The 20,970-nt window shown below is 43.2% G+C and carries 24 protein-coding genes and 1 pseudogene; 16 read left to right on the top strand and 9 right to left on the bottom strand.

Going from position 1 to position 20,970, the window contains the following annotated elements; genetic code table 11:
- Nucleotides 1-36: 36 nt before the first annotated feature.
- From Q8J82_RS05535 to Q8J82_RS05545, 3 genes are read right to left on the bottom strand one after another with little or no spacing between them, the layout of a single operon-like run.
- Nucleotides 37-297, bottom strand: coding sequence for a BolA family transcriptional regulator (locus Q8J82_RS05535; protein WP_304908160.1), 261 nt, complete (start codon nt 295-297; stop codon nt 37-39).
- Between the two features lie 31 nt (nt 298-328).
- Nucleotides 329-631, bottom strand: a complete 303-nt coding sequence (locus Q8J82_RS05540; protein ID WP_304908161.1) for a YciI family protein — start codon at nt 629-631, stop codon at nt 329-331.
- Complete coding sequence (locus Q8J82_RS05545) at nt 631-1,185, bottom strand: septation protein A (protein ID WP_304890071.1); 555 nt, start codon at nt 1,183-1,185, stop codon at nt 631-633. Before Q8J82_RS05545 ends, Q8J82_RS05540 begins: the two co-directional genes overlap by 1 nt.
- A gap of 182 nt (nt 1,186-1,367) precedes the next feature.
- Between Q8J82_RS05545 and Q8J82_RS05550 the strand changes: the two genes are divergently transcribed.
- The 7 genes from Q8J82_RS05550 (at nt 1,368) to rluB (ending at nt 7,387) form a co-directional block, all read left to right on the top strand.
- Nucleotides 1,368-2,213, top strand: coding sequence for a 3',5'-nucleoside bisphosphate phosphatase (locus Q8J82_RS05550; protein WP_304908162.1), 846 nt, complete (start codon nt 1,368-1,370; stop codon nt 2,211-2,213).
- A gap of 34 nt (nt 2,214-2,247) precedes the next feature.
- Nucleotides 2,248-2,874: an L-threonylcarbamoyladenylate synthase gene (locus Q8J82_RS05555; protein ID WP_305327902.1), complete on the top strand. Its 627-nt coding sequence runs from the start codon at nt 2,248-2,250 to the stop codon at nt 2,872-2,874.
- Between the two features lie 30 nt (nt 2,875-2,904).
- Nucleotides 2,905-3,540 carry a site-2 protease family protein gene (locus tag Q8J82_RS05560; protein ID WP_305327903.1) on the top strand — a complete coding sequence of 212 codons (636 nt, stop codon included), beginning with the start codon at nt 2,905-2,907 and terminating at the stop codon, nt 3,538-3,540.
- A 49-nt stretch (nt 3,541-3,589) separates the two neighbouring features.
- On the top strand, nt 3,590-4,792 hold the full coding sequence (locus Q8J82_RS05565; RefSeq protein WP_304890075.1) for a tryptophan--tRNA ligase: 1,203 nt from the start codon (nt 3,590-3,592) through the stop codon (nt 4,790-4,792).
- Nucleotides 4,793-4,801: 9 nt separating this feature from the next.
- A complete protein-coding gene (locus Q8J82_RS05570) occupies nt 4,802-5,587 on the top strand; it encodes a ScpA family protein (RefSeq protein ID WP_370653513.1) in 786 nt (261 codons plus the stop codon).
- 13 nt (nt 5,588-5,600) lie between these two features.
- The gene (gene scpB / locus Q8J82_RS05575) at nt 5,601-6,152 is read left to right on the top strand and encodes an SMC-Scp complex subunit ScpB (protein WP_304890087.1); all 552 of its coding nucleotides are present in this window, start codon (nt 5,601-5,603) and stop codon (nt 6,150-6,152) included.
- A gap of 110 nt (nt 6,153-6,262) precedes the next feature.
- The gene (gene rluB, locus Q8J82_RS05580; protein WP_305327904.1) at nt 6,263-7,387 is read left to right on the top strand and encodes a 23S rRNA pseudouridine(2605) synthase RluB; all 1,125 of its coding nucleotides are present in this window, start codon (nt 6,263-6,265) and stop codon (nt 7,385-7,387) included.
- 80 nt (nt 7,388-7,467) lie between these two features.
- Here rluB and Q8J82_RS05585 read toward each other — a convergent pair whose 3' ends face one another.
- Genes Q8J82_RS05585 through Q8J82_RS05600 form a run of 4 tightly spaced genes read right to left on the bottom strand, consistent with a single transcriptional unit; the run spans nt 7,468 to nt 11,113 of the window.
- Entirely contained in the window at nt 7,468-8,649 is a 1,182-nt protein-coding gene (locus tag Q8J82_RS05585) for a class I SAM-dependent methyltransferase (protein ID WP_305327905.1), read from the bottom strand.
- Complete coding sequence (gene prmB, locus Q8J82_RS05590; protein ID WP_304908481.1) at nt 8,646-9,605, bottom strand: 50S ribosomal protein L3 N(5)-glutamine methyltransferase; 960 nt, start codon at nt 9,603-9,605, stop codon at nt 8,646-8,648. The genes Q8J82_RS05585 and prmB overlap by 4 nt, the downstream gene beginning before the upstream one ends.
- Nucleotides 9,606-9,614: 9 nt before the next feature.
- Nucleotides 9,615-10,772, bottom strand: coding sequence for a succinyl-diaminopimelate desuccinylase (gene dapE / locus Q8J82_RS05595; RefSeq protein ID WP_305327906.1), 1,158 nt, complete (start codon nt 10,770-10,772; stop codon nt 9,615-9,617).
- On the bottom strand, nt 10,769-11,113 hold the full coding sequence (locus Q8J82_RS05600; protein ID WP_304890084.1) for an ArsC family reductase: 345 nt from the start codon (nt 11,111-11,113) through the stop codon (nt 10,769-10,771). Before Q8J82_RS05600 ends, dapE begins: the two co-directional genes overlap by 4 nt.
- Before the next feature lie 206 nt (nt 11,114-11,319).
- Between Q8J82_RS05600 and Q8J82_RS05605 the strand changes: the two are divergent.
- A pseudogene (locus Q8J82_RS05605) lies at nt 11,320-11,547 on the top strand (transposase); the annotation flags it as partial.
- A 99-nt stretch (nt 11,548-11,646) separates the two neighbouring features.
- On the top strand, nt 11,647-12,261 hold the full coding sequence (locus tag Q8J82_RS05610) for a cation diffusion facilitator family transporter (protein ID WP_304890085.1): 615 nt from the start codon (nt 11,647-11,649) through the stop codon (nt 12,259-12,261).
- A 394-nt stretch (nt 12,262-12,655) separates the two neighbouring features.
- Here Q8J82_RS05610 and Q8J82_RS05615 read toward each other — a convergent pair whose 3' ends face one another.
- Together Q8J82_RS05615 and xseA are read right to left on the bottom strand one after the other, a co-directional pair.
- Nucleotides 12,656-13,147: a hypothetical protein gene (locus tag Q8J82_RS05615; RefSeq protein ID WP_304908479.1), complete on the bottom strand. Its 492-nt coding sequence runs from the start codon at nt 13,145-13,147 to the stop codon at nt 12,656-12,658.
- A gap of 115 nt (nt 13,148-13,262) precedes the next feature.
- Nucleotides 13,263-14,504 carry an exodeoxyribonuclease VII large subunit gene (gene xseA, locus Q8J82_RS05620; RefSeq protein WP_305327907.1) on the bottom strand — a complete coding sequence of 414 codons (1,242 nt, stop codon included), beginning with the start codon at nt 14,502-14,504 and terminating at the stop codon, nt 13,263-13,265.
- Between the two features lie 72 nt (nt 14,505-14,576).
- On the opposite strand from xseA, the gene Q8J82_RS05625 reads away from it, so the two are divergent.
- The 7 genes from Q8J82_RS05625 (at nt 14,577) to rlmD (ending at nt 20,901) form a co-directional block, all read left to right on the top strand.
- A complete protein-coding gene (locus tag Q8J82_RS05625; RefSeq protein ID WP_304908477.1) occupies nt 14,577-15,077 on the top strand; it encodes a disulfide bond formation protein B in 501 nt (166 codons plus the stop codon).
- An 11-nt stretch (nt 15,078-15,088) separates the two neighbouring features.
- On the top strand, nt 15,089-15,988 hold the full coding sequence (cysM, locus tag Q8J82_RS05630; protein WP_305327908.1) for a cysteine synthase CysM: 900 nt from the start codon (nt 15,089-15,091) through the stop codon (nt 15,986-15,988).
- Nucleotides 15,989-16,095: 107 nt separating this feature from the next.
- Nucleotides 16,096-17,862, top strand: a complete 1,767-nt coding sequence (locus Q8J82_RS05635) for a hypothetical protein (protein ID WP_305327909.1) — start codon at nt 16,096-16,098, stop codon at nt 17,860-17,862.
- Nucleotides 17,863-17,911: 49 nt separating this feature from the next.
- Entirely contained in the window at nt 17,912-18,106 is a 195-nt protein-coding gene (locus tag Q8J82_RS05640; protein WP_305327164.1) for a hypothetical protein, read from the top strand.
- A gap of 10 nt (nt 18,107-18,116) precedes the next feature.
- Nucleotides 18,117-18,533 (top strand): YdbL family protein, encoded by a 417-nt coding sequence (locus Q8J82_RS05645; RefSeq protein ID WP_305252257.1) that lies wholly within the window; start codon nt 18,117-18,119, stop codon nt 18,531-18,533.
- 22 nt (nt 18,534-18,555) lie between these two features.
- Nucleotides 18,556-19,329 (top strand): 3'-5' exonuclease, encoded by a 774-nt coding sequence (locus tag Q8J82_RS05650; RefSeq protein ID WP_305327102.1) that lies wholly within the window; start codon nt 18,556-18,558, stop codon nt 19,327-19,329.
- Between the two features lie 189 nt (nt 19,330-19,518).
- Nucleotides 19,519-20,901, top strand: coding sequence for a 23S rRNA (uracil(1939)-C(5))-methyltransferase RlmD (rlmD, locus tag Q8J82_RS05655; RefSeq protein WP_305327910.1), 1,383 nt, complete (start codon nt 19,519-19,521; stop codon nt 20,899-20,901).
- Nucleotides 20,902-20,970 lie beyond the last annotated feature (69 nt).

Here is a 20,970-nt window from a genome sequence, read left to right on the forward strand (position 1 = left end):
GGTGATTGATTAAAAAGTTTGTTTTATTTGGGTTGTTTAAAGTTCATCTGGCGCAAGAGCGTTAATGCTCAAAGCATGAATCTTAGTAGGAATAAGGTCGGCAAGTAATTGATAAATAATGCGATGTCGCATTATCGGTGATTTTTTAAAAAAATGCGAGCTTGTTATTTTGAGTTTGAAATGACCACCGCCAGTATTACCTGAATGTCCGGCATGCATGGCGCTTTCGTCATTTATCTCAAGTGCTTGAGGTGCTAAAGTTTGCAATCTGCTGGTAATTTCTTCAACTAGGGTCATGGGATGATGTATTAAGCAGGGAATAAAAATCTTAATTTGGTAGTGTTTTTCTAAAAGGTTTCACTGTAACGTGCTTATACACATTTAAGATGACAAATGGATCATTATTTGCCCATTCTTTTGCTTCAGCTAAGCTAGCGAATTCGGCCACTATTAAACTACCTGTAAATCCAGCAGGGCCAGGGTCTGTGCTGTCAATGGCAGGAAACGGACCTGCAAGTAGCAGGCGTCCGGCATCCTGCAAGTTTTGCAGACGCTTTAAATGTTCAGGTCTAGCAGCCAAACGCTTGTCTAAGCTATCAGGAGCATCCTCTGCCATGATCGCGTACCACATTACTCAGCATCCCCATTAGAATCTTCCTTAGGCAAGTATTTGCTAAGCAATAATGTTTGCAGAATAATAAAAACAAACATGATGCCAGTAATGCCAAATAGTTTGAAGTTCACCCAAGTATTTTCTGAGTAATTAAAGGCCACGTAGAGATTTAAAAAACCAAGTGCTAAAAACAAGGCCGCCCAAGCTAGATTTAAGTTTGACCAAATGGTATCGGGTAAGCTAATTTGTTTTTCCATCATATTGCGGATAAGGTTTTTTTTGAAGATTAGCTGCGCGCCTACTAAGCTTAACGAAAACAGCCAATATAAAATGGTGGGTTTCCATAGAATAAATTTTGGATCATGAAGAAGCAAGGTGGCACCGCCAAATACGGTGATCAGGACGCCACTGATAATCAGCATTTTTTCAATTTTGCCATGACGAATCTTGCTGTAAATAATTTGTGCGATGGTCGCAATAATGGCAACGGCAGTTGCAGTGTAAATATCGAAAAACTTGAATGCGATAAAAAACAAAATAACAGGAAATAAATCGAATAAAAACTTATTCATGGCTTGGGACTAGTCGCTTTCAAAGAAGGGGTTGCTTAAAATAATTCACACATTAACAATGCTTTAGCATAAGTCGTTATTTTGCTATGATTGATGTTGTGCCACAAGGGTTAATTTTCAAGCAGTTTTTCAGTAATAACCACGTATTTTTGTGTTTTCTTAACTTTCAAGAAGCGTAATTCATGTCATTAATCTTTGATTTACATTCGCATTCTAATATTTCAGACGGTCTATTAAGCCCTGCTGAACTAGTTGAGCATGCCGCAATGCATAATGTTGATGTGTTGGCGTTGACAGATCATGATGATACTGGCGGTTTAGAAGTTGCAGCAAGTGAGGCTAAGCGTTTGGGTTTGCAGTTTATTAATGGTGTTGAAATTTCTGTTACCTGGAAAAAACGCACATTACATATTGTTGGATTAAAAATTGATCCTCAGCATCCACCATTAAAATTCGGTTTGGAATCTATCCGTGCAGGTCGTCATACAAGAGCAGCTGGAATGGCGGCTGGCTTAGAAAAGGTAGGCATTAAGGGTAGTTTAGAAGGCGCTTACCAGTATGCAACTGAAGGCATTATCGGTCGTATTCATTTTGCAAGGTTTTTAGTGGATAGCGGCATTTCAAAAGATACTAAATCTGTTTTTAAAAAATATTTGGTAAAAGGCAAGCCGGGTTATTTTGAACATCAGTGGGCAAGCTTGGAAGATGCGGTGAATTGGATTGTTGGTAGCGGTGGGGTGGCTGTGCTTGCACACCCAGGACGATATGATTTAGGCCGTATCAATATGTTATTGTTATTAAACGAATTTAGAGCGTTAGGTGGTGCGGCTATAGAGGTGGTGACGGGCAGTCATACCGGCGCGCAATATGTGGAATATGCAAAATACGCCCAACTATTTGGCTTAAAGTCCTCGCAAGGTTCTGATTATCACGGTAAGGGTCTTAGTTTTATGGAAATGGGACGTTTGCCTATGCTGCCTAGTAATTGCGTGCCTGTTTGGCACGATTGGCCAGAGGCCTTACTGTAAAACAATACGCTTTAAAGGTATAACGAATAAAAATATGTCCCAATTTTTTAATATTAATGTTGATAATCCGCAACATCGACTTATTGTGCAAACGGCAGACATTCTGCGAGGCGGTGGTGTAATAGCTTACCCAACCGATTCGGGCTATGCCTTAGGCTGCATGATAGGCCATGGCGATGCTCAAGCTAGAATTCGTCAAATTCGCGGGGTGGATGATAAGCACTTGTTTACCCTAGTGTGCCGCAATCTAAGTGAGCTGGGCAATTACGCAATTGTGAGTAACAGTCAGTTTCGCCTGCTTAAAGCCAACACCCCCGGCCCTTATACCTTTATTTTGAATGCCACGCGCGAAGTGCCGCGCAAACTACAGCACCCAAAACGCAACACCGTAGGGCTTCGAGTGCCGCAGCATGCCATCGTGCAAGCTATACTGGAAGCGATAGATGCTCCTTTGTTAAGTATGACGCTGTACTTTCCCGATGATGATTCATCACTCTGTGAGGCTTGGGAGATTCGCGAGAAGCTTGAACATAATGTTGATTTAGTGATTGACGCTGGGCATTGTGTAGCTGGGGCAACCTCCGTCATTAATTTAACTGATGATGCGCCTGTGCTAATACGTGAAGGTTTGGGTGATTTGGCTCCATTTGGGTTAAGCTAGTACTAATTTATTTACTAAAAAGAGTAATCAATGGAATTGTCACTCATACAAAAGATTGTTATTTATGCGCCACCTATTATATTTGCCATTACAGTACATGAAGCGGCGCATGGTTATGCGGCAAAATACTTTGGTGATATGACTGCCTTTAATGCCGGACGAATTACTTTAAATCCCATTAAGCACATCGACCCATTCGGAACTATTCTGTTGCCAGCAATAACGATATTGCTAGGCGGTATTTTGTTTGGCTGGGCAAAGCCTGTACCTGTAGATTTTAGCCGCTTACGCAACCCTAAAAAGGATATGTTATGGGTCGCGGCGGCTGGGCCAGCTTCAAATTTTGTGATGGCCATTTTTTGGGCATTAGTCATTAAATTTTCTGCAGGGGCGCCAGAAGCTATCGCATACCCATTAGCAATGATGGCTAAAGCAGGTATTGCTATCAACATTGTATTGATGGTGTTGAATTTATTGCCCTTGCCTCCATTAGACGGCGGACGTATCGCGGTTAGTTTGCTGCCTATGAATTTGGCACGGCCATTTGCACAAATAGAGCGTTTTGGATTCATCATTCTGATTGCGCTCTTGTTTACTGGCGTATTAAGCAGAATTTTAACTCCACTTATCAATGTAGTAGATGGCTTAATAAAAAGCTTAATTTAATAAGCTTGTTTGTATAATAGCAACATAATAAATTTAAGGTTTTTAGCAGATGGCAATCGAACGCGTTTTATCAGGCATGCGCCCTACAGGCAATTTGCATCTAGGGCATTACAACGGTGTACTTAAAAACTGGATTAAGTTACAGCACGAGCATGAATGCTTATTTTTTGTAGCAGATTGGCATGCGCTCACTACGCATTACGATACGCCAGAAATCATTGAAGAAAGTGTGTGGGAGATGGTTATCGACTGGCTGGCAGCTGGCGTTGATCCTGCCAATGCGACGATTTTTATACAATCGCGAGTGCCTGAACATGCCGAACTATTTACGCTATTGAGCATGATTACGCCACTGAGCTGGCTAGAACGTGTGCCAACCTATAAAGACCAGCAGGAAAAATTATCTAGCAAAGATTTATCTACTTACGGCTTCTTGGGCTACCCACTGTTGCAAAGCGCGGATATTCTCATTTACAAAGCTACACAAGTGCCAGTGGGCGAAGACCAAATTCCGCATATAGAGTTCACCCGTGAAATTGCGCGTAGATTTAACCATATCTATGGCAAAGAAAAAGGTTTTGAAGAAAAAGCCGAAGCTGCTATTAAAAAGCTAGGCAGCAAGCGTGGTGCTTTGTACGAAGAAATGCGCAATGCCTATCAGCAAAGCGGTGATGAAGAAGCGCTTGATTCAGCCCGTTCCCTGATTGAAGAGCAACAAGGCATGAGCATGGGTGATAAAGAGCGTTTGTTAGGTTATCTGGAAGGTGGCGGCAAAATGATTTTGCTTGAACCGGAATACAAACTCACGCCAGCCTCAAAAATGCCGGGGTTGGATGGTCATAAAATGTCCAAGTCGTACAACAACACTATTTCGTTGCGTGAAAATCCAGATGCAATTGCAAAAAAAATCAAAACTATGCCGACTGACCCGGCGCGCGTGCGTCGCACAGATCCGGGCAACCCTGCAAAATGCCCAGTATGGCAATTGCATGAAATCTATTCAAGCCAGGCTACGCAGGAGTGGGTGCAGCAGGGCTGTAAAAATGCTTCAATCGGTTGTATCGAGTGTAAAGGCCCTGTAATTGAGGGCGTGTTAGCTGAACTAAAACCAATACAAGAGCGCGCGGCGCAATATGCTGAAGATCCTACGCTAGTTAAAAATATCGTCGCTGAAGGTTGTGAAAAAGCCCGTAAACTCGCCCGTGAAACCATGCGCGATGTTCGTGATGCGATGGGTTTAAATTATAGTTAAATCTTAAATATTTTGATTGAAACTCCTCTCAGTGCAAAAATCAAAGGGGAAGCTTTTACTCAGCTTCCACAAGATCTTTATATTCCGCCTGATGCGCTGGAGGTTTATTTAGAGGCATTTGAAGGCCCGCTAGATTTACTGTTGTACTTAATCCGAAAACACAATCTCGATATTTTAGATATTCCGATGGCGGATTTAACGCGCCAATATATGGAATATGTAGAAAAAATGCATGCGATTAAGCTTGAATTGGCAGGTGACTATTTGCTAATGTCGGCCATGCTGATAGAGATTAAATCCCGCATGTTGCTTCCAAAGCCTGCTGAAATTGAATCTGAGGATGATCCTAGGGCTGCATTGGTGCGCCGTTTAATGGAGTATGAAGCCATTAAACTTGCCGCACAACGCATTGATGAAATGCCTAAAGTGGGCGGGGATATTGCCGTTGCCAGCGCTTATTATCAGCATATTAGCGACATTAAGCCGCCTGAAGTCAGCTTGGATGACTTAACAGAAGCGTGGCGTAATGTGCTTAAGCGAGCCAGTCAATATAAACACCACAAAATAGGCAAGGCTGAGCTTTCCGTGCGTGAGCATATGAGCATCATATTACGTCGATTAAAAACTGATCATATATTAGAGTTTTCACAATTGTTTGATGTGGTGCAAGACGGTATTCCAAAATTAGTAGTATGCTTTTTAGCGGTTTTAGAGTTGGCGCGTGAAGGCTTGCTACGCATGACACAACAAGCGCCTTTTTCACCTATCTATGTGCAGTTGAATTCTCGCGAATGATGTTTAATGAATGATGAAAGAACCTGAAAACACCACGCAAATGAAACAAGTGCTAGAGGTTGCATTGCTGACATCTTCACAGCCACTTAGCTTAGATGATATGCAAAAATTATTTTCTGACCGTATGGAACGCACCACTTTGCGTATGTTGCTGGATGAGCTTAAGCAGGACTGGGACGCCCGCACTATGGAGTTAGTGCAAGTAGCAACGGGCTATCGTTTTCAGGCTCGACCTGAATATACAACCTTTTTAGCCCGGTTGAATCCTGAAAAGCAGCCAAAATATTCACGTGCGGTGATGGAAACATTAGCGATTATTGCGTATAGGCAACCCGTGACGCGGGGCGACATTGAGGAGATTCGCGGTGTTGCAGTCAACCCGAACGTGATGCGACAGTTGCAAGAGCGTGATTGGGTTGACGTCGTTGGGCAGCGGGAGGTGCCCGGCCGGCCTTCATTATATGCGACCACCAAACACTTTTTAGATGACCTTAATTTGAAGTCACTCGCAGAGTTACCTGCAATGGAAGACTTTGTGAAATCTGAGGTTCAGCTGGATTTATAGCAGATTCTGAGTTGCCTTGGAATGTCAGAGAAGCAAGAAACATTTTTATTCTGCTGAGATTAGCTGTAACTGCGGTAAAATGCGCTATTACAATCAATTAGTTATCAATCATGGCACGTCCCTTTAAAACTCAACGCGACCCGCAGGCAACGCCTCGCCGCCCAAAAACCAGTTTCACTAAATTAGCGGTTGACGAAAACGCACCGCCAGAACCCACACAAAGGCTGCATAAGTTATTGGCATTAGCTGGCTTAGGCTCACGTCGCGATATGGAATTACTTATTGCTAGTGGTCGAGTGACTGTAAATGGCGCGCCAGCTGCAGTAGGCCAGGGCGTTACACAATACGATGTTGTGCGTTTAGATAGCCGTCCGTTAAAGTTGCCGTTCGTAGCAGAGCTACCACAAGTGTTGATCTACCATAAACCAGAAGGTGAAATCGTCAGTCAAGATGACCCTGAAGGTCGCGCGAGTGTGTTTGATAAACTGCCAAAAGTTAAAAATGCCAAATGGATTGCCATTGGCCGTTTAGATATGAATACTAGTGGCTTGCTGATATTTACCACTTCAGGCGAGTTGGCTAATCGTTTCATGCATCCACGTTATGAGGTTGAGCGCGAATACGCGGTGCGTATCTTTGGTGAATTGACTGAAGGTCAAATGAAGCAACTTACAGAAGGCATTGAGCTGGAAGATGGCCCGGCCAACTTTGATAGCATTAGCGCGCAAGGTGGTGAGGGTGCGAACCACTGGTATCAAGTGATTCTGCGCGAAGGCCGTAACCGAGAAGTACGAAGACTATTTGAGGCGTTTCAGTTGCCAGTCAGCCGCTTGATGCGCGTACGTTTCGGACCTGTTAATTTGCCGCCACGCGTTAAACGCGGCCAAATGCTTAAGCTTGAGCAAAAAGAAGTGGTTGGTTTGTTGGAGTGGGCTGATTTGCCAGTACCAAGTGCACCGCTCAGACAACTCACGCAACGCGAAAAATTAAAAGCCACCACTGTGTTTATGCCAAAAGTACGTAAACAAAGGATAAGTGCATTAGATAGACCGCCACGTGATGCTGCCGATGGTGAAGCAAGACCGTATCGCGGCAAAACAGATGCTGCACGTAATAATCCTGCCACTAAAAAACCAGCACCTAGAAAAAATGAGAATCGCCGCGTGCGACAGACTAGCGACTTGGCGGCTCCAGCCATGCAAAAAAAGAGTGATAGGAATAGAGGGCGGGGCTAAATTGTGCTGATAAAACAGATCAAAAGTTATTTGATCTGTTTTATAAAATAATCAACTTAACTGTTAGCACATAATAAATACTAAAGTTTACCCAACCGCCATAACGAAGTTACTTCAGCCTTACGTGCCGCATGTAGCGGGTCGCTTGCATCAAGCGTTTTGCTATGTCTTGCTTTGGTGTCGGTTCTTTCAAGCACTTTTAAGCCTGCTGCGGCTATCCAGCCTAGCAATTCTTCGCGTGTTCTTAAGCCCAAATGTTCTGCAAAGTCAGAAAGTACAAGCCAACCTTCGCCATGGCTACTTAAATGAGCAGCTAAGCCATTTAAAAAGCCTTTAAGCATTTTACTTTTTTCATCGTATATTGCAGATTCAAGTGCTGAGCTTGGGTGCGCAGGTAACCAAGGCGGGTTACAGACGATTAAATCTGCTTTTCCGTACTCATCTTTACCATCTTTGGCTTTTGGAAATAAGTCGGCTTCAATCAATGACACATTGTTTTTTAACCCTAATAGATTCACATTTTTTAATGCGCAATCCAAGGCGCGGTGCGAATTATCAGTAGCGATTATTTTCGTGACCCCACGGTTAGCAAGTATGGCGGCTAATACACCTGTGCCAGTGCCTATGTCAAAGGCCAGATTGCATGGTACAGGTAATGGAGTCACATCAACTAAATCCAGGTATTCACCGCGAATCGGTGAAAATACGCCATAGCTTGGGTAAATTTTATTGTTGATGACGGGAATGTCGACACCATTTTTGCTCCATTCGTAAGCGCCAACTAGGCCTAAAATTTCACGTAATGACACCACGATAGTTTGCGTGCTTTTACCGTAAGCATGTTCACATGCGGCTTTTACATCAGGTGCTCGACGTAAGTTGATGTTGTAGCCCACGTTTAACTCAATGACTAACATGCCTAAAATACGTGCTTTTTGTGATTGTGACTGGCGATGCAAATGAAATGCCTCCAGCATGGTGCTTGCAGGCTTTTTGGGTTTTTTACCAGGGCGGTCTATTCGGCGTGATAGGGCTTGCATCAGCATCTTGGCATTTTGAAAGTCACCGCGCCACAGTAGGGCAGTGCCTTCACAACAAAGTTTATATGCATCGTCTGCTTTGGTGGTGTCGTCAGCTATTTGTACGCGCTTAGGGACAGGTGCGGCGTTTTCAGAATGCCAGATGCCCGTTTTGGTTTTGTTGGCTTCTTGCCAGCTGATAGTTTGATTATTGGTTTGATTGAGGTTTTTAGCGGTGTTCAAAGTGGAGTGTGACCTAATGTAAGCTGTGACTTAGTGAGTAAAAATACAAATTCATTCCCTGACGAAACTTCTAGCCAGTTAAAAATAATGTTTGGATAGGCCGCTTCTAAAGCTTCACGATTATGGCCGATTTCAACAATCAATATGCCATCATCGTTTAGGTAATTTGCGGCCTCGCGCAGAATAGTGTGCGTGTGATCCAGCCCTGCAATGCCGCTACCTAATGCAAGTTGTGGCTCGTTTTGATACTCTTGCGGCAATGCAGCCATGGATGGAGCATCTACATACGGTGGGTTGCTGATGATTAAATCATATAACTTAGGTTTGTTATCTGGGCCTTTTAACGCGCTGAACATGTCAGATTTAATTGCCGTGACCTGTTCTTGCAAGCCATAGTTAGCAATATTGATATTAGCGACATCAATAGCATCCTGTGAAATGTCAATGACATCAATTGCTGCATTGGGGAAAACGCTGGCAAGTAACACACCTAAACAGCCGCTGCCAGTACAAATGTCTGCAGCGCTTTCTATCATTTCAGGAAACTCAATCCAAGGACTTAAATCTCCAGTGCTTAAACCATTAGCCAGTAGTTCTGCAATAAACGAGCGTGGAATAAGAACGCGCTCATCCACATAAAACTTAAGGCCTTGTAACCAAGCCTCTTTTAAAAGGTAAGCAGTTGGCGTGTGTTTGCTAATGCGCTGTTCTATAAAAGCGGCCAGTTTGTTGCGCTCGGTTGGTATTAGCCGCGCATCTAAAAAGTTATTAAGTGTATCCATAGGCAGGTGAAGTCCGCTCATGATAAGCCAAACAGCTTCATCATAGGCGTTATCAGTACCGTGACCGTAGAAGATGTCTGAGGCTTCAAACTGGCTTACAGCAAAGCGTATCCAGTCGCGAACGGTAAATAGCTCGCTATGCACAATATGGTTTTGGGCGTTGTTATTTGTCATCACGTTTTTCTATGAGAGTAATTTTTGTAGCGTTAATTTGTAAGTTTCTTTTAGCGGCTCAATATCGGCCACGCCCACGCATTCATTCAGTTTGTGTATCGTTGCATTCAGTGGGCCAAACTCAATGACTTGCTTGCATATATCGGCAATAAAACGTCCATCAGATGTGCCACCCGTAGTCGATAATTCTGGTGTTACGCCGTATGACTGCTGAATAGCTTCTGTAATCGCTTCTACCAAATTGCCGCGTGGTGTAATGTACGGCGGCGAGTATTCCCACTCTAAATCATAGTTGAGTGCATGCTTATCCAGAATGGCATACACACGTTCTTTCAGGTTTTGTTCTGTACTAGCAGTGCTGAATCTAAAGTTAAATAAAATCTCTACTTCACCAGGTACCACATTGGTCGCGCCAGTGCCGCCATTCATGTTCGATATTTGCCATGAAGTAGGCGGAAAGTATTCGTTACCCGTATCCCAAACAGTTTCAACCATATCTTTAATGGCTGGAGCAACCATGTGAATTGGGTTTTTCACTAAATGCGGATAGGCGATATGGCCTTGTATGCCCTTAACGACAAGCTTGCCTGAGAGTGAACCACGACGACCATTTTTAATCATATCGCCTACCACTTTATTGCTGGTAGGTTCGCCAACGATGCAGTAATCAATCAATTCGCCGCGTGCTTTTAAGGCTTCAACCACTTTAACTGTACCATCTACCGCAACGCCTTCCTCATCAGAGGTAATCAATAAACCTATTGAGCCTGAGTGGTTTGGATTTTCAGCGATAAATTCTTCTATGCTGGTAATAAATGCGGCGAGCGAAGTTTTCATGTCTGCTGCGCCGCGCGCATAAAGCATGCCGTCTTTAATAGTGGGCTCAAATGGCGGTGTATGCCATTTATCTAATGGGCCAGTAGGTACAACGTCTGTATGGCCGGCAAATATCAATAACGGGCCAACAGTGCCGCGGCGCGCATAAAAATTATCTACGTTACCAAAGCGCATACGCTCAATTTTGAAGCCTAGCGGCTCCAAGCGAGAAATCATCAGTTTCTGGCAACCTGCATCTTCTGGCGTGTTTGAGCGGCGTGTGAGTAAGTCAATCGCCAGGCTTAACGTTTTGCTGTCAGATGTATTATTGATCGTCATTGATTTGGTCATAGTAGTTCTTTATAGGGTGCTTCTGTAAATCCTAAACATAGGATTTTTCCGTCTTTTACTAATACCGGGCGTTTAATAACAGAGGGTTTTTCCAGCATTAAGTTTAGCGCTGTATTTGCATCTATCACCGCTGATTTTTCAGCATCTGATAGCTTGCGCCATGTCATACCTGCTCTATTTACTAGTTTTTCCCAAGGGAATTGGGTTAACCAGCTTTCAAGCAACGCTTGGCTAACACCATTTTTTTTGAAGTCATGAAATTCGTATGTAATGCCATGACCGGTGAGCCAGTCACGGGCTTTTTTAACCGTATTACAATTAGGAATGCCGAATAGCCGCATGGGAATGGTGTTTAAAATAAACGTTTTATATTAAACATACATTTTAACAGCATTACAGGGAAGTGCAGAAATTATGCTGGCGAGCTTGTACTTAATCTAACTGAAGTGAATTGGTTAAAAGCCTTTTTGAGTTAAATAGGGGGTGTAAATAATTTTGTGTAAACGTCATTTTGCAGGAAACTGCTATTTTCAGAAATGGATTAAAAATGACGACACTAAAAGCACTACCCAACGATTTAATTGATGGGTTATTAGCCAATTATCGAAAGCCAGAAGAACTTATTGGCGAGAATGGTCTTCTCAAACAACTCACCAAAGCACTGGTTGAACGTGCGCTGCAAGCCGAAATGGCTGAGCGCCTTGGGCACGACATGTATGAACCAGTGACCAACAACACTGGCAATGCTCGCAACGGTAAAAGCCGAAAGACACTATTACCATAAAAAAATATAATGTATGCCTATTTGATTAATAGTCAAATTAACTATTTTCTGCCATGATTGTTTCTCAATTATATTAACAATTATTTCTACATGGCTGATTGTTGCGAGAACAAATCCTGTGCGATTGATGCACTGAGAGTTCGACAAAGTTCGACCTTAAAGGTTGTGCTGTGTATTAATGTTGTGATGTTTTTGGTTGAAATTGTCGCAGGAATCATGTCAGGTTCAACTGCCTTATTATCAGACTCACTCGACAATCTAGGCGATGCTATAACTTATGGTTTAAGCCTCTACGCTATTGCCAGCGCCCCACGTTCAAAGGCTAAGATCGCCTTGTTTAAAGGTATTTTGATACTGATAGCAGGATTATTCGTTTTCTCTCAGGTTGTGTATCGAATCATAGTTCCAATTGTTCCAATTTATGAAACTATGGGGCTTATTAGCTTATTGGCATTACTTGCAAACGGCACTTGTCTTGCATTGCTCTGGAAACATCACGAGGAAGACATCAACATGAGTTCTGTCTGGGAGTGCTCTCGCAATGACGTTGCTTCCAATATTTCAGTTTTTGTGGCGGCTGGCGGTGTTTGGTTAACGCACTCTGGATGGCCTGACATTCTTGTTGGATTATTGCTGGCGCTACTATTCTTAAAATCCTCTGTAAAAGTTATAAGAGGGGCAGTCTCTGAACTGAGAAACTTGTAGTTAAACCAGTCAGTGTTCAAATTGTTAAGCGTAATAGATATTTAGGTATCCGGTTTCTGAATCGGTAATGGGTTGCTTAAATGTCAGCTTGAGTTATTCGTGCTGATTGCGGGTGGGCTTCCGTCGGGTAGTCTAGTGTTTGAGTTGATTTTCAAAATCAATCACTAAATATCTGAAAATAATAATGCCGCATTAACGCGGCATTATGTTTCGGCTTATGGGATGCCGATTTGACCAGTCACCAATCGCTGGCTATGAGATTTGCTACAGCTGAACAATCAATGAAGTTTCGATAGACGTCTCCTAATTTAAGGTGAACTTTCCAAACTTTTTTACTACAGTTAATTTATACACTCAATTCCTGCCAATTACAATCCATGTATATAACTTTTAACTAGGTTGATTGAGCGATGGTCGATTCAATAAAAGGGTCATCAAAATTGCGATCATGCTCATCAAAAATACTGGAAAGCTTTTCATAGAATTGGCTGTAAATTTCAGCGGTGTTGTTCTGATCTCTCAGCAATAAACACTCTTCTGATAGCGCATATAATTTTTGCATAACGTCTGCGTGCGCTTGCTGGTGAATTCGAAAATATTCGTAGTCTGTCGTTACGTGAGGTCGGCTTAACATGATGGCCTCTTCATGAGCAAAATGCTTGCCGGCTAAATCAATAATGTGAAATAAGAACGAAGGTAATCGACCCTGACACGAAGTCTGCTGTTCACGGTCGCAGCGTTGGCAGTCGGGCAGATTATCTAAATTACTACAAGCACAGGCATCACGAAGGTTATCCAAGTACTTTTCCAGCAATTTATGTTCATTTTCAATCATGAGGTAATCGGCAGGCGCCAATTCCTTTATCGCTTGGCCGTGTACTAACATAGTTTACCTTTTACGTAGTGTTCGAAATATTTTTGAACTTATCCGTTACTCATGAGTATACGTGGATTTTGTGAATTTTATATAGCACAGATTTTAAGGAAAGTATTATTCAGCGCTACTGACTGGTTTTATCAATCGTTGCATCAGCAGAACCCACGCCAAATGTCAGCTTTACCTCATCACCAGTTTGTAACTGTTTGCTTGATGTAATAATCACACCTGTTTTATTTTGCACAAATGCATAACCTCGAGTGAGTACGGCTTGCGGATTAAGGTGTGTTAAGTTTTGATTCAAGCGCAACAAATTTTGTTGTTTGACTTGTAGTTGTTGATTTATAAAAGTATTTAGCCGATAGGCCATTTGAGTAAGCTGCGTTTTTTGTTGCTCAATGAGTTGTAGCGGTGAAGTTAACCTGCGTGCCAAGTAATCCAGTGTCTGCTCACGCTGGTTTAGCAGATATTGCATGTTTCTGGCTAACTGTTGTTTTAGCTGATTAAGCACGTTTAATAAATTGTCGCGAGATGGCGTAACCAGTTCTGCCGCTGCCGTAGGTGTAGCAGCGCGCACGTCTGCGACAAAGTCACAAATGGTAAAATCGGTTTCGTGACCTACACCGCTGATAGTAGCGATTGCACATTCTGCAATCGCTCTTGCGACAATTTCTTCATTGAATTGCCACAGGTCTTCAATGCTGCCACCGCCGCGACAAATAATCAGCACATCACATTCAGCCCGTTCATTTGCCAACTGAATCGCATCTGCAATTTGGATGGCAACGCCTTTGCCTTGCACTGGTGTCGGGTAAATTACAATCGGAATACTCGGCATACGTCGTTTGAGGGTAGTGAGCACGTCTCTTAGTGCTGCGGCATCAGGGGAGGTGACAATGCCGATTTTTTTTGGATGCGTAGGCAGTGGTTTTTTAAGCGCGGCATCAAATAAACCCTCTTGCTGCAGCTTGGCTTTAAGTTTTTCAAATGCTTCAAATAGAACACCCATGCCCGCACGTTGCAAAAACTCAATGGTAAGCTGAAAGTCACCGCGCGCTTCATATAGCGTTACTGTGCAACGCGCTTCTACTTTATCGCCTTCTTTTGGCGACCAGTCTAAATAGCTATTTCGGCCTTTGAACATGACACAACGCACTTGTGCGCCAGCGTCTTTAAGTGAAAAATACCAATGTCCACTAGCCGCACGCGTTAGATTTGAAACTTCGCCAGAAATCCAAAATAATGGAAAACTTTGTGTTAACACCTGATTGGCTAAACGATTTAGCTCACTTACAGTCAGAATCTTGGCAGTCAGAATTTTGGTGGTTCGGATTTGCTTCTCGGTATACAAAGTAGGTTCAGTCATCTGGCGTTATCTATTACAATGTTTATTTGATTCAATTATAAGCGTACATTCAACACAATGAAGGCTGTAGACATGATAAATAAATTACTCAGCGGCAAAACTGGCTATTTGCTAGGTTTTGTTGCCTGTTTTGGTTTGGTAGGTTTGGCGCTGGTGATACAAACACATTACCAATTAAACCCTTGTCCGTTGTGCATATCGCAACGCATGGTGTTTATGGGCTTGGGGGTGCTGTTTTTAATCGCGGCATTCATTAACCCCAATACCATACTCAACAAAATATTCACATTGTTACAAGTGTTAACCGCTATAGGTGGCGCTGGGGTGGCGATTCGTCATTGGTGGCTACAAGCTCATAAAGATACGATGATTGCGGATTGCGGGGTAGGTTTTGATTATATGTTTGAAAATTTTCCATTAAAAAAAGCCCTGACTTTGGTGTTTCGTGGTACGGGCGATTGCGCCGCGATTGATTGGACGTTTTTAGGGTTAAGTTTGCCGCAACTGGGGTTGATTGCCTTTGTTAGCTTTGGCATATATGCGATCTATCTTGCAAATCTAAATAAACAATAAAGAAACTCATTATGTATAAAACATTAGACGATTTTGTCGGCAACACCCCGCTAGTTAAATTGCAGCGGCTAGGCAAAAATGCTTCGGGCAATACCACCAACACTATTTTACTCAAGCTGGAAGGTAACAACCCCGCCGGGTCAGTTAAAGACAGGCCTGCATACAGCATGATTACGCGGGCAGAAGCGCGCGGTGATATTAAACCTGGTGATACGCTGATTGAAGCCACCAGTGGCAATACAGGCATCGCACTGGCGATGGTGGCGGCGATGCGCGGTTATAAAATGATATTGGTCATGCCAGAAAATCAAAGCATAGAACGCCGCCAAAGCATGAAAGCCTACGGCGCAGAACTGGTTTTAACGCCTAAAGACGGCAGTATGGAACTCGCGCGTGATGTGGCGATGAAATTGCAAGCGGAGGGCGAAGGCATCGTGTTGGACCAGTTTGGTAATTCAGATAACCCGCTTGCACATTATGAAGGTACAGGCCCGGAAATTTGGCGTGATACTGCTGGCAAAGTGACGCATTTTGTTTCAAGCATGGGCACTACAGGTACTATTATGGGCGTGTCGCGGTATTTGAAAGAGCAAAATCCGAACATACAAATTATTGGGGTGCAGCCAGAGGAGGGCAGTCAAATCCCCGGTATTCGCAAGTGGCCAGTGGAATATCTGCCAAAGATTTATGAGGCTAAACGTGTGGATGAACTACGCTACGTCAGTCAAAAAAATGCCGAGAATGTCACCAGAAAACTAGCCTCAGAGGAGGGTGTTTTTGCAGGAATTTCCAGTGGGGGTGCTTTATATACCGCTTTGCAGATATCTAAAGAAGTAGAGAATGCCGTGATTGTGACTATAGTTTGCGATCGCGGAGATAGATATCTTTCTACGGGTGTATTTCCATCCTGATAAATAATGCTGCAATACAACATGATGATTGAATTTTTGGCATCTGGTCTTCACTTAACATTATGTTTTACTTGAAAGCAATCAGGCTTGCAGCCATTTTTTGCATCATGGCATTTAGTCTGGCCGCGCATGCAATCACCGAAATTTCAATCAAAGCAGAACATATTGAACACCCTCTGGGCAATGTGCAAAATGCATCTCTTAGGCTAGATCTTGGCAAGCCTTCGCCAACATTAAGCTTAAAATCTTCACTCAAGCAAAAAACTGATAAAGACTGGTCGCAGGTCAGCCTAAGTTGCAATGTTCCTAAAGATATTCAAGCAGGGCACTGGGATTGCGCGCAGGGCTCCGTTAAATCTGCACATATTAATGTGCCTTTCAGCATTGTAATCAATCGTCTATTGGTTAAAGGTATTCCGGATATCAGTGCAGAGCTAAATGTAAAAGATGCAAGTTTCAGTGATGAAGCTGGTTTACACGCTGCAGAAAAATTTACTGGAAAACTCAAGCTTGGGGCAAAACAAGCAGGCAATAATTGGATATGGCAAATGGATGTTGACTGGCAGGCAGGAGAAGTATTCTGGCAGCCGTTTTATATCGCGAATGGTGGACATCAAATTGTTGCCAACGGCAAGTTGGAAGATGATTTACTGAGTTTTGATCATGCGAACTTAAAGATTAAAAACGTCGGTGAACTTAGTTTTAATGGCCAGATGCGCCTAAATGATTTTAAGCTGCTTAATTTTAATGGTGACTTGCCTAGCTTAGATTTAGCTACTGCTTATCCTCTTTTATTCAAACCATTTTTAGAGCATACAGCTTTTAATAATGCCGATATAGAAGGTAAGGCTGCGCTGAAACTTGAAATAAAAAATTCAGAGTTAAAGTCATTTGAAATGCGCTTAAACAATGTAGACATTGCTGATAAAAATCAGAAATTTGCATTTTATAAGCTTAATGCCAATATCCCGTGGAGCTATGATGAGCCAAAAAATGTAAGTTTTGGTTATGAAAGTGGCGAGTTATTGAATCTGCCTTTAGGGAACACCAACATTAAAGCCGAAGTGAATCGTTTTGCGCTTACAACACCTAATATTAGACTGCCTATTTTAGATGGCGCATTGAACTTGTCTGATATTTCTGCTGCGCGCATTGGGCCAAAATGGCATTGGCACTTACGCGCCAAGCTTGAGCCTATCTCGATGGCAGATCTTAGTACTAGTCTTAAGCTACCGCACATGCAAGGTGCCGCTTCGGCAGACATCCCTCTAGTGACTTATAGTGGCGGCATTCTCACTACCGATGGCAACGTGGTATTGACCGTATTTGATGGTACTGCAACGGTAACGCAACTGACAATGATAGACCCGCTAGGTAGTACACCAAAACTGAATGCAGAGATTGCGTTGCGCAATTTAGATTTAGGTGATTTAACGCGTACTTTTTCATTCGGTGCGATTGAAGGTAAGCTAGACGGTGATATTAAAGGGTTGGAGATGCAAAACTGGAAGCCCGTTAAATTTGATGCGGCGGTACAAAGTAGCCCTGGCAAGTACCCTAAAAAAATATCGCAACGCGCAGTAGAAAACATCTCAGCTTTGGGTGGAGGCGGTGCCGCCGCCGCAGTACAGCGCAGTTTTTTACGTTTCTTTAAGCAATTCAATTATGGAAAAATAGGGTTAAGTTGCAAGCTTCATAATGATATTTGTCAAATGGACGGCATTGAGTCAACGAATGGGGGCTATGTCATCGTTAAAGGAAGTGTCATACCAGCTATTACGGTATTAGGTTACAATCGAACCGTGGGTTGGAGTGAATTGCTGGCACGTATTAAACGCGTGACAGATGGCAATAGCACAGCGATTGTTAAGTAAAGCAAACAGTTTAATAATAGAAAAATAGTTTCTAATAAAAGGATTTATGATGAAAAATTGGATGTTCGGATTAGCCTTGGCGTGCATGCTACCAGCGTGCGTCACTATCAACATTTATTTCCCGGCCGCTGCGGCAGAAAAAGCGGCAGATAAAATTATCGACGAAGTCTGGCAGCTTAAAAATGGCGAGAAACCCACTGTTAATACAGTTGAACCTGCTGCAAATCCAGTGCCAGCAAAATAAGGAGATTATCATGAAGAAAATTTTATTTGGATTACTAGTGCTTGCAGGATTTTTCATCAGTCAGATAGCGCTTGCTGCCGCTGACCTGGAAGTGAATACGCCAGCCATTTCTGCACTTAAAGCCAGCATGCAAACTCGACATGGGCAGTTGGCTGCACATTACAATAGCGGTGCAGTTGGTCTTACAAAAGATGGATTGATTGCAGTAAAAGATGCGAATTTGGTTGCATTAAAAGATCGGCAGAGTCTCAATGGTTTAGTCTCGGCTGAAAATGGTGATAGAAATGCGCTATATAAAGAGATTGCTAATGCTAATGGCCATGCAGAGTGGGAAGCAGAGATACGCAGTACCTTTGCACAAAGATGGGTGCAAAAAGCGCAAAGTGGCTGGTGGTATCAAGATGCCAGCGGTTGGACAAAACGCTAATTTTAATTTTTAGATTCACATCATGACGCCTACGCTGGTATTTGATATCGAGACCATCCCTGATACGGATGGTCTTCGTATTTTGTATGATCTTCCGCAAGAAATTTCAGCTGATGATGTCGCTAATATCGCTTTGCATAAACGCCGCCAGCAAAATGGCACGGACTTTCTTCCTTTGCATCAACACCGTATCTGCGCAATCTCATGTGCATTGCGTGAAGGGGGTAATTTTAAAGTCTGGACGCTTGGCGATGCGGACTCAAGCGAAGCTGAAATCATTCAACGTTTTTTTGATGGTATCGATAAATTCACCCCGCAAATAATCTCATGGAATGGTGGCGGCTTTGATTTGCCAGTGTTGCATTATCGCGGGCTGATACACGGCATCAATGCTAGCCGTTATTGGGATTTAGGCGAGGATGATAAAGAGTTTAAATGGAACAATTACATTAGCCGTTACCACACGCGCCACTTGGATTTAATGGATGTAATGGCGATGTTCAACGCGCGTGCCAATGCGCCATTAGATGATTTGGCCAAGCTGTGCGGCTTTCCAGGTAAGTTGGGTATGGATGGCAGCAAAGTATGGGATGCCTATAAGGCAGGCGGTATTGAAGAAATTCGTAATTATTGCGAAACTGACGTTGCTAATACGCATCTGGTATTTTTACGTTTTCAACTTATGCGTGGTCATCTAACGCCAGCAACCTATGATGCTGAGATTAAGTTGGTACGTGACACATTAACCAGCTACAGCGCTCCGCATTGGGTAGAGTTTTTAGCGGCTTGGAAGTAGTTTTTTGTAGGAGCGACGCCTCGTCGCGAAGGCAATGTAGCAATCGCGAGCCAGTATTTGGCTTCCCCACATAATATATGCGCTAAAGCGCATTATTCTGAGTGAACGAGGCGTCGCTCCTACATATATCATTGTACTTTTAAATAATGCGTTAAAATCACACCTCATTTAAGTATCACAGGTTTTCCCATGGCACGTCGTTCTCGAAATCGTAATCAACCCCCACCAATCCAGGAAATTAAATACGCCGTCATTGAGTCGCTAGACCAAGAAGGACGTGGCGTCACACATGTTGACGGTAAAACCATTTTTGTGGATGGCGCATTGCCGAATGAAAAAGTCACCTTTCAATCGATTCGGATTAAGCCTGGCTATGAAGTCGCCAATGTGGTTGAGGTGCTAAAGCAATCCAATCAACGCGTAACACCAAAATGCCCGCACTTTGGCTTATGTGGCGGGTGCAAACTGCAGCATTTAGACTTTGCCGCACAAGTGGCAGCTAAACAAAGATTACTCGAAAATGACTTATGGCATATTGGCAAAGTTAAAGCTGAAAATATGTTACCGCCTTTGTATGGCCCGACTTGGGGTTACCGCCATAAAGCGCGCTTGAGTGTTAAGTATGTAGAGAAAAAACAGCGCGTCTTAGTTGGTTTTAATGAAAAAGCAACACGCTACGTGGCAGATATGAACAGTTGCGAAGTGCTTGTGCCAGAAGTTTCGGCTTTAATTGCGCCTTTGCAACAGATGATTGCTCAACTCAGTTTGCGGGATAAACTACCGCAAATAGAACTTGCAGTGGGTGAAAAAACTGAGGTCGAGGCTGAAGATAATAAGCCCGTCATAGTGCTAATTTTGCGCATTATGGCTACGCCTACTTTGGAAGATGAAGCGCTACTTAAATTATTTGCTGATGACCATGCCGTGCAGATTTGGACGCAAACCAAAGGCCCGGATACGATTAAGCCGTTTTATCCACAGTCCTCGCCACAGCTCAAATACAGCCTGCCTGAGTTCAATTTAACTTATCCGTTTAAGCCGAATGAATTTACGCAGGTGAATCCGCAAATCAATCGAGTGATGATACGCCGCGCGATGCAGTTATTGGCGCCTCAAAGCAATGAAAAAATCGCGGATTTCTTCTGTGGTATCGGCAATTTCACATTACCTATCGCCCGCAGTGGCGCACAGGTTTTGGGGCTTGAAGGTTTGGCTAATTTGGTGGATAGGGCTAACGAAAGTGCAGCTTTAAATCAGATTAACAATACAAATTTTGGCGTGGCTGATTTGTTTAAAATGACACCAGAAGCCTTAACGAATTTAGGCCGTTTTGATAAATGGCTGGTTGACCCACCGCGCGATGGTGCTTTTGAGTTAATTAAATCGCTGGATGAGAGCAACAGCCCCCTGCGCATCGTGTATGTATCATGTAACCCGGCGACTTTGGCACGTGATGCAGGTGTGTTAGTCAATGAAAAGGGCTACATTTTAAGTGCGGCAGGGGTGATTAATATGTTTCCGCATACCGCGCATGTGGAGTCTATTGCCTTGTTTGAAAAGTATGATTTTTGATAATATTTGGTTGTAAACTCTTGTAGGAGCGGTCTTTGACCGCGAATCAATCTTTTCGTGGTCAAAGAC

This window comes from Methylotenera sp. (assembly GCF_030684185.1).
In the GTDB taxonomy this organism is placed as follows: Bacteria; Pseudomonadota; Gammaproteobacteria; order Burkholderiales; family Methylophilaceae; genus Methylotenera.

Excerpts from the sequence above, each read along its gene's own strand:
- Q8J82_RS05535 (WP_304908160.1), bottom strand. The coding sequence starts at position 297 with ATGACCCTAGTTGAAGAAATTACCAGCAGATTGCAAACTTTAGCACCT.
- Q8J82_RS05540 (WP_304908161.1), bottom strand. The coding sequence starts at position 631 with ATGTGGTACGCGATCATGGCAGAGGATGCTCCTGATAGCTTAGACAAG.
- Q8J82_RS05545 (WP_304890071.1), bottom strand. The coding sequence starts at position 1,185 with ATGAATAAGTTTTTATTCGATTTATTTCCTGTTATTTTGTTTTTTATC.
- Q8J82_RS05550 (WP_304908162.1), top strand. The coding sequence starts at position 1,368 with ATGTCATTAATCTTTGATTTACATTCGCATTCTAATATTTCAGACGGT.
- Q8J82_RS05555 (WP_305327902.1), top strand. The coding sequence starts at position 2,248 with ATGTCCCAATTTTTTAATATTAATGTTGATAATCCGCAACATCGACTT.
- Q8J82_RS05560 (WP_305327903.1), top strand. The coding sequence starts at position 2,905 with ATGGAATTGTCACTCATACAAAAGATTGTTATTTATGCGCCACCTATT.
- Q8J82_RS05565 (WP_304890075.1), top strand. The coding sequence starts at position 3,590 with ATGGCAATCGAACGCGTTTTATCAGGCATGCGCCCTACAGGCAATTTG.
- scpB (WP_304890087.1), top strand. The coding sequence starts at position 5,601 with ATGAAAGAACCTGAAAACACCACGCAAATGAAACAAGTGCTAGAGGTT.
- rluB (WP_305327904.1), top strand. The coding sequence starts at position 6,263 with ATGGCACGTCCCTTTAAAACTCAACGCGACCCGCAGGCAACGCCTCGC.
- prmB (WP_304908481.1), bottom strand. The coding sequence starts at position 9,605 with ATGACAAATAACAACGCCCAAAACCATATTGTGCATAGCGAGCTATTT.
- dapE (WP_305327906.1), bottom strand. The coding sequence starts at position 10,772 with ATGACCAAATCAATGACGATCAATAATACATCTGACAGCAAAACGTTA.
- Q8J82_RS05600 (WP_304890084.1), bottom strand. The coding sequence starts at position 11,113 with ATGCGGCTATTCGGCATTCCTAATTGTAATACGGTTAAAAAAGCCCGT.
- Q8J82_RS05610 (WP_304890085.1), top strand. The coding sequence starts at position 11,647 with ATGGCTGATTGTTGCGAGAACAAATCCTGTGCGATTGATGCACTGAGA.
- Q8J82_RS05615 (WP_304908479.1), bottom strand. The coding sequence starts at position 13,147 with ATGTTAGTACACGGCCAAGCGATAAAGGAATTGGCGCCTGCCGATTAC.
- xseA (WP_305327907.1), bottom strand. The coding sequence starts at position 14,504 with ATGACTGAACCTACTTTGTATACCGAGAAGCAAATCCGAACCACCAAA.
- Q8J82_RS05625 (WP_304908477.1), top strand. The coding sequence starts at position 14,577 with ATGATAAATAAATTACTCAGCGGCAAAACTGGCTATTTGCTAGGTTTT.
- cysM (WP_305327908.1), top strand. The coding sequence starts at position 15,089 with ATGTATAAAACATTAGACGATTTTGTCGGCAACACCCCGCTAGTTAAA.
- Q8J82_RS05635 (WP_305327909.1), top strand. The coding sequence starts at position 16,096 with ATGGCATTTAGTCTGGCCGCGCATGCAATCACCGAAATTTCAATCAAA.
- Q8J82_RS05640 (WP_305327164.1), top strand. The coding sequence starts at position 17,912 with ATGAAAAATTGGATGTTCGGATTAGCCTTGGCGTGCATGCTACCAGCG.
- Q8J82_RS05645 (WP_305252257.1), top strand. The coding sequence starts at position 18,117 with ATGAAGAAAATTTTATTTGGATTACTAGTGCTTGCAGGATTTTTCATC.
- Q8J82_RS05650 (WP_305327102.1), top strand. The coding sequence starts at position 18,556 with ATGACGCCTACGCTGGTATTTGATATCGAGACCATCCCTGATACGGAT.
- rlmD (WP_305327910.1), top strand. The coding sequence starts at position 19,519 with ATGGCACGTCGTTCTCGAAATCGTAATCAACCCCCACCAATCCAGGAA.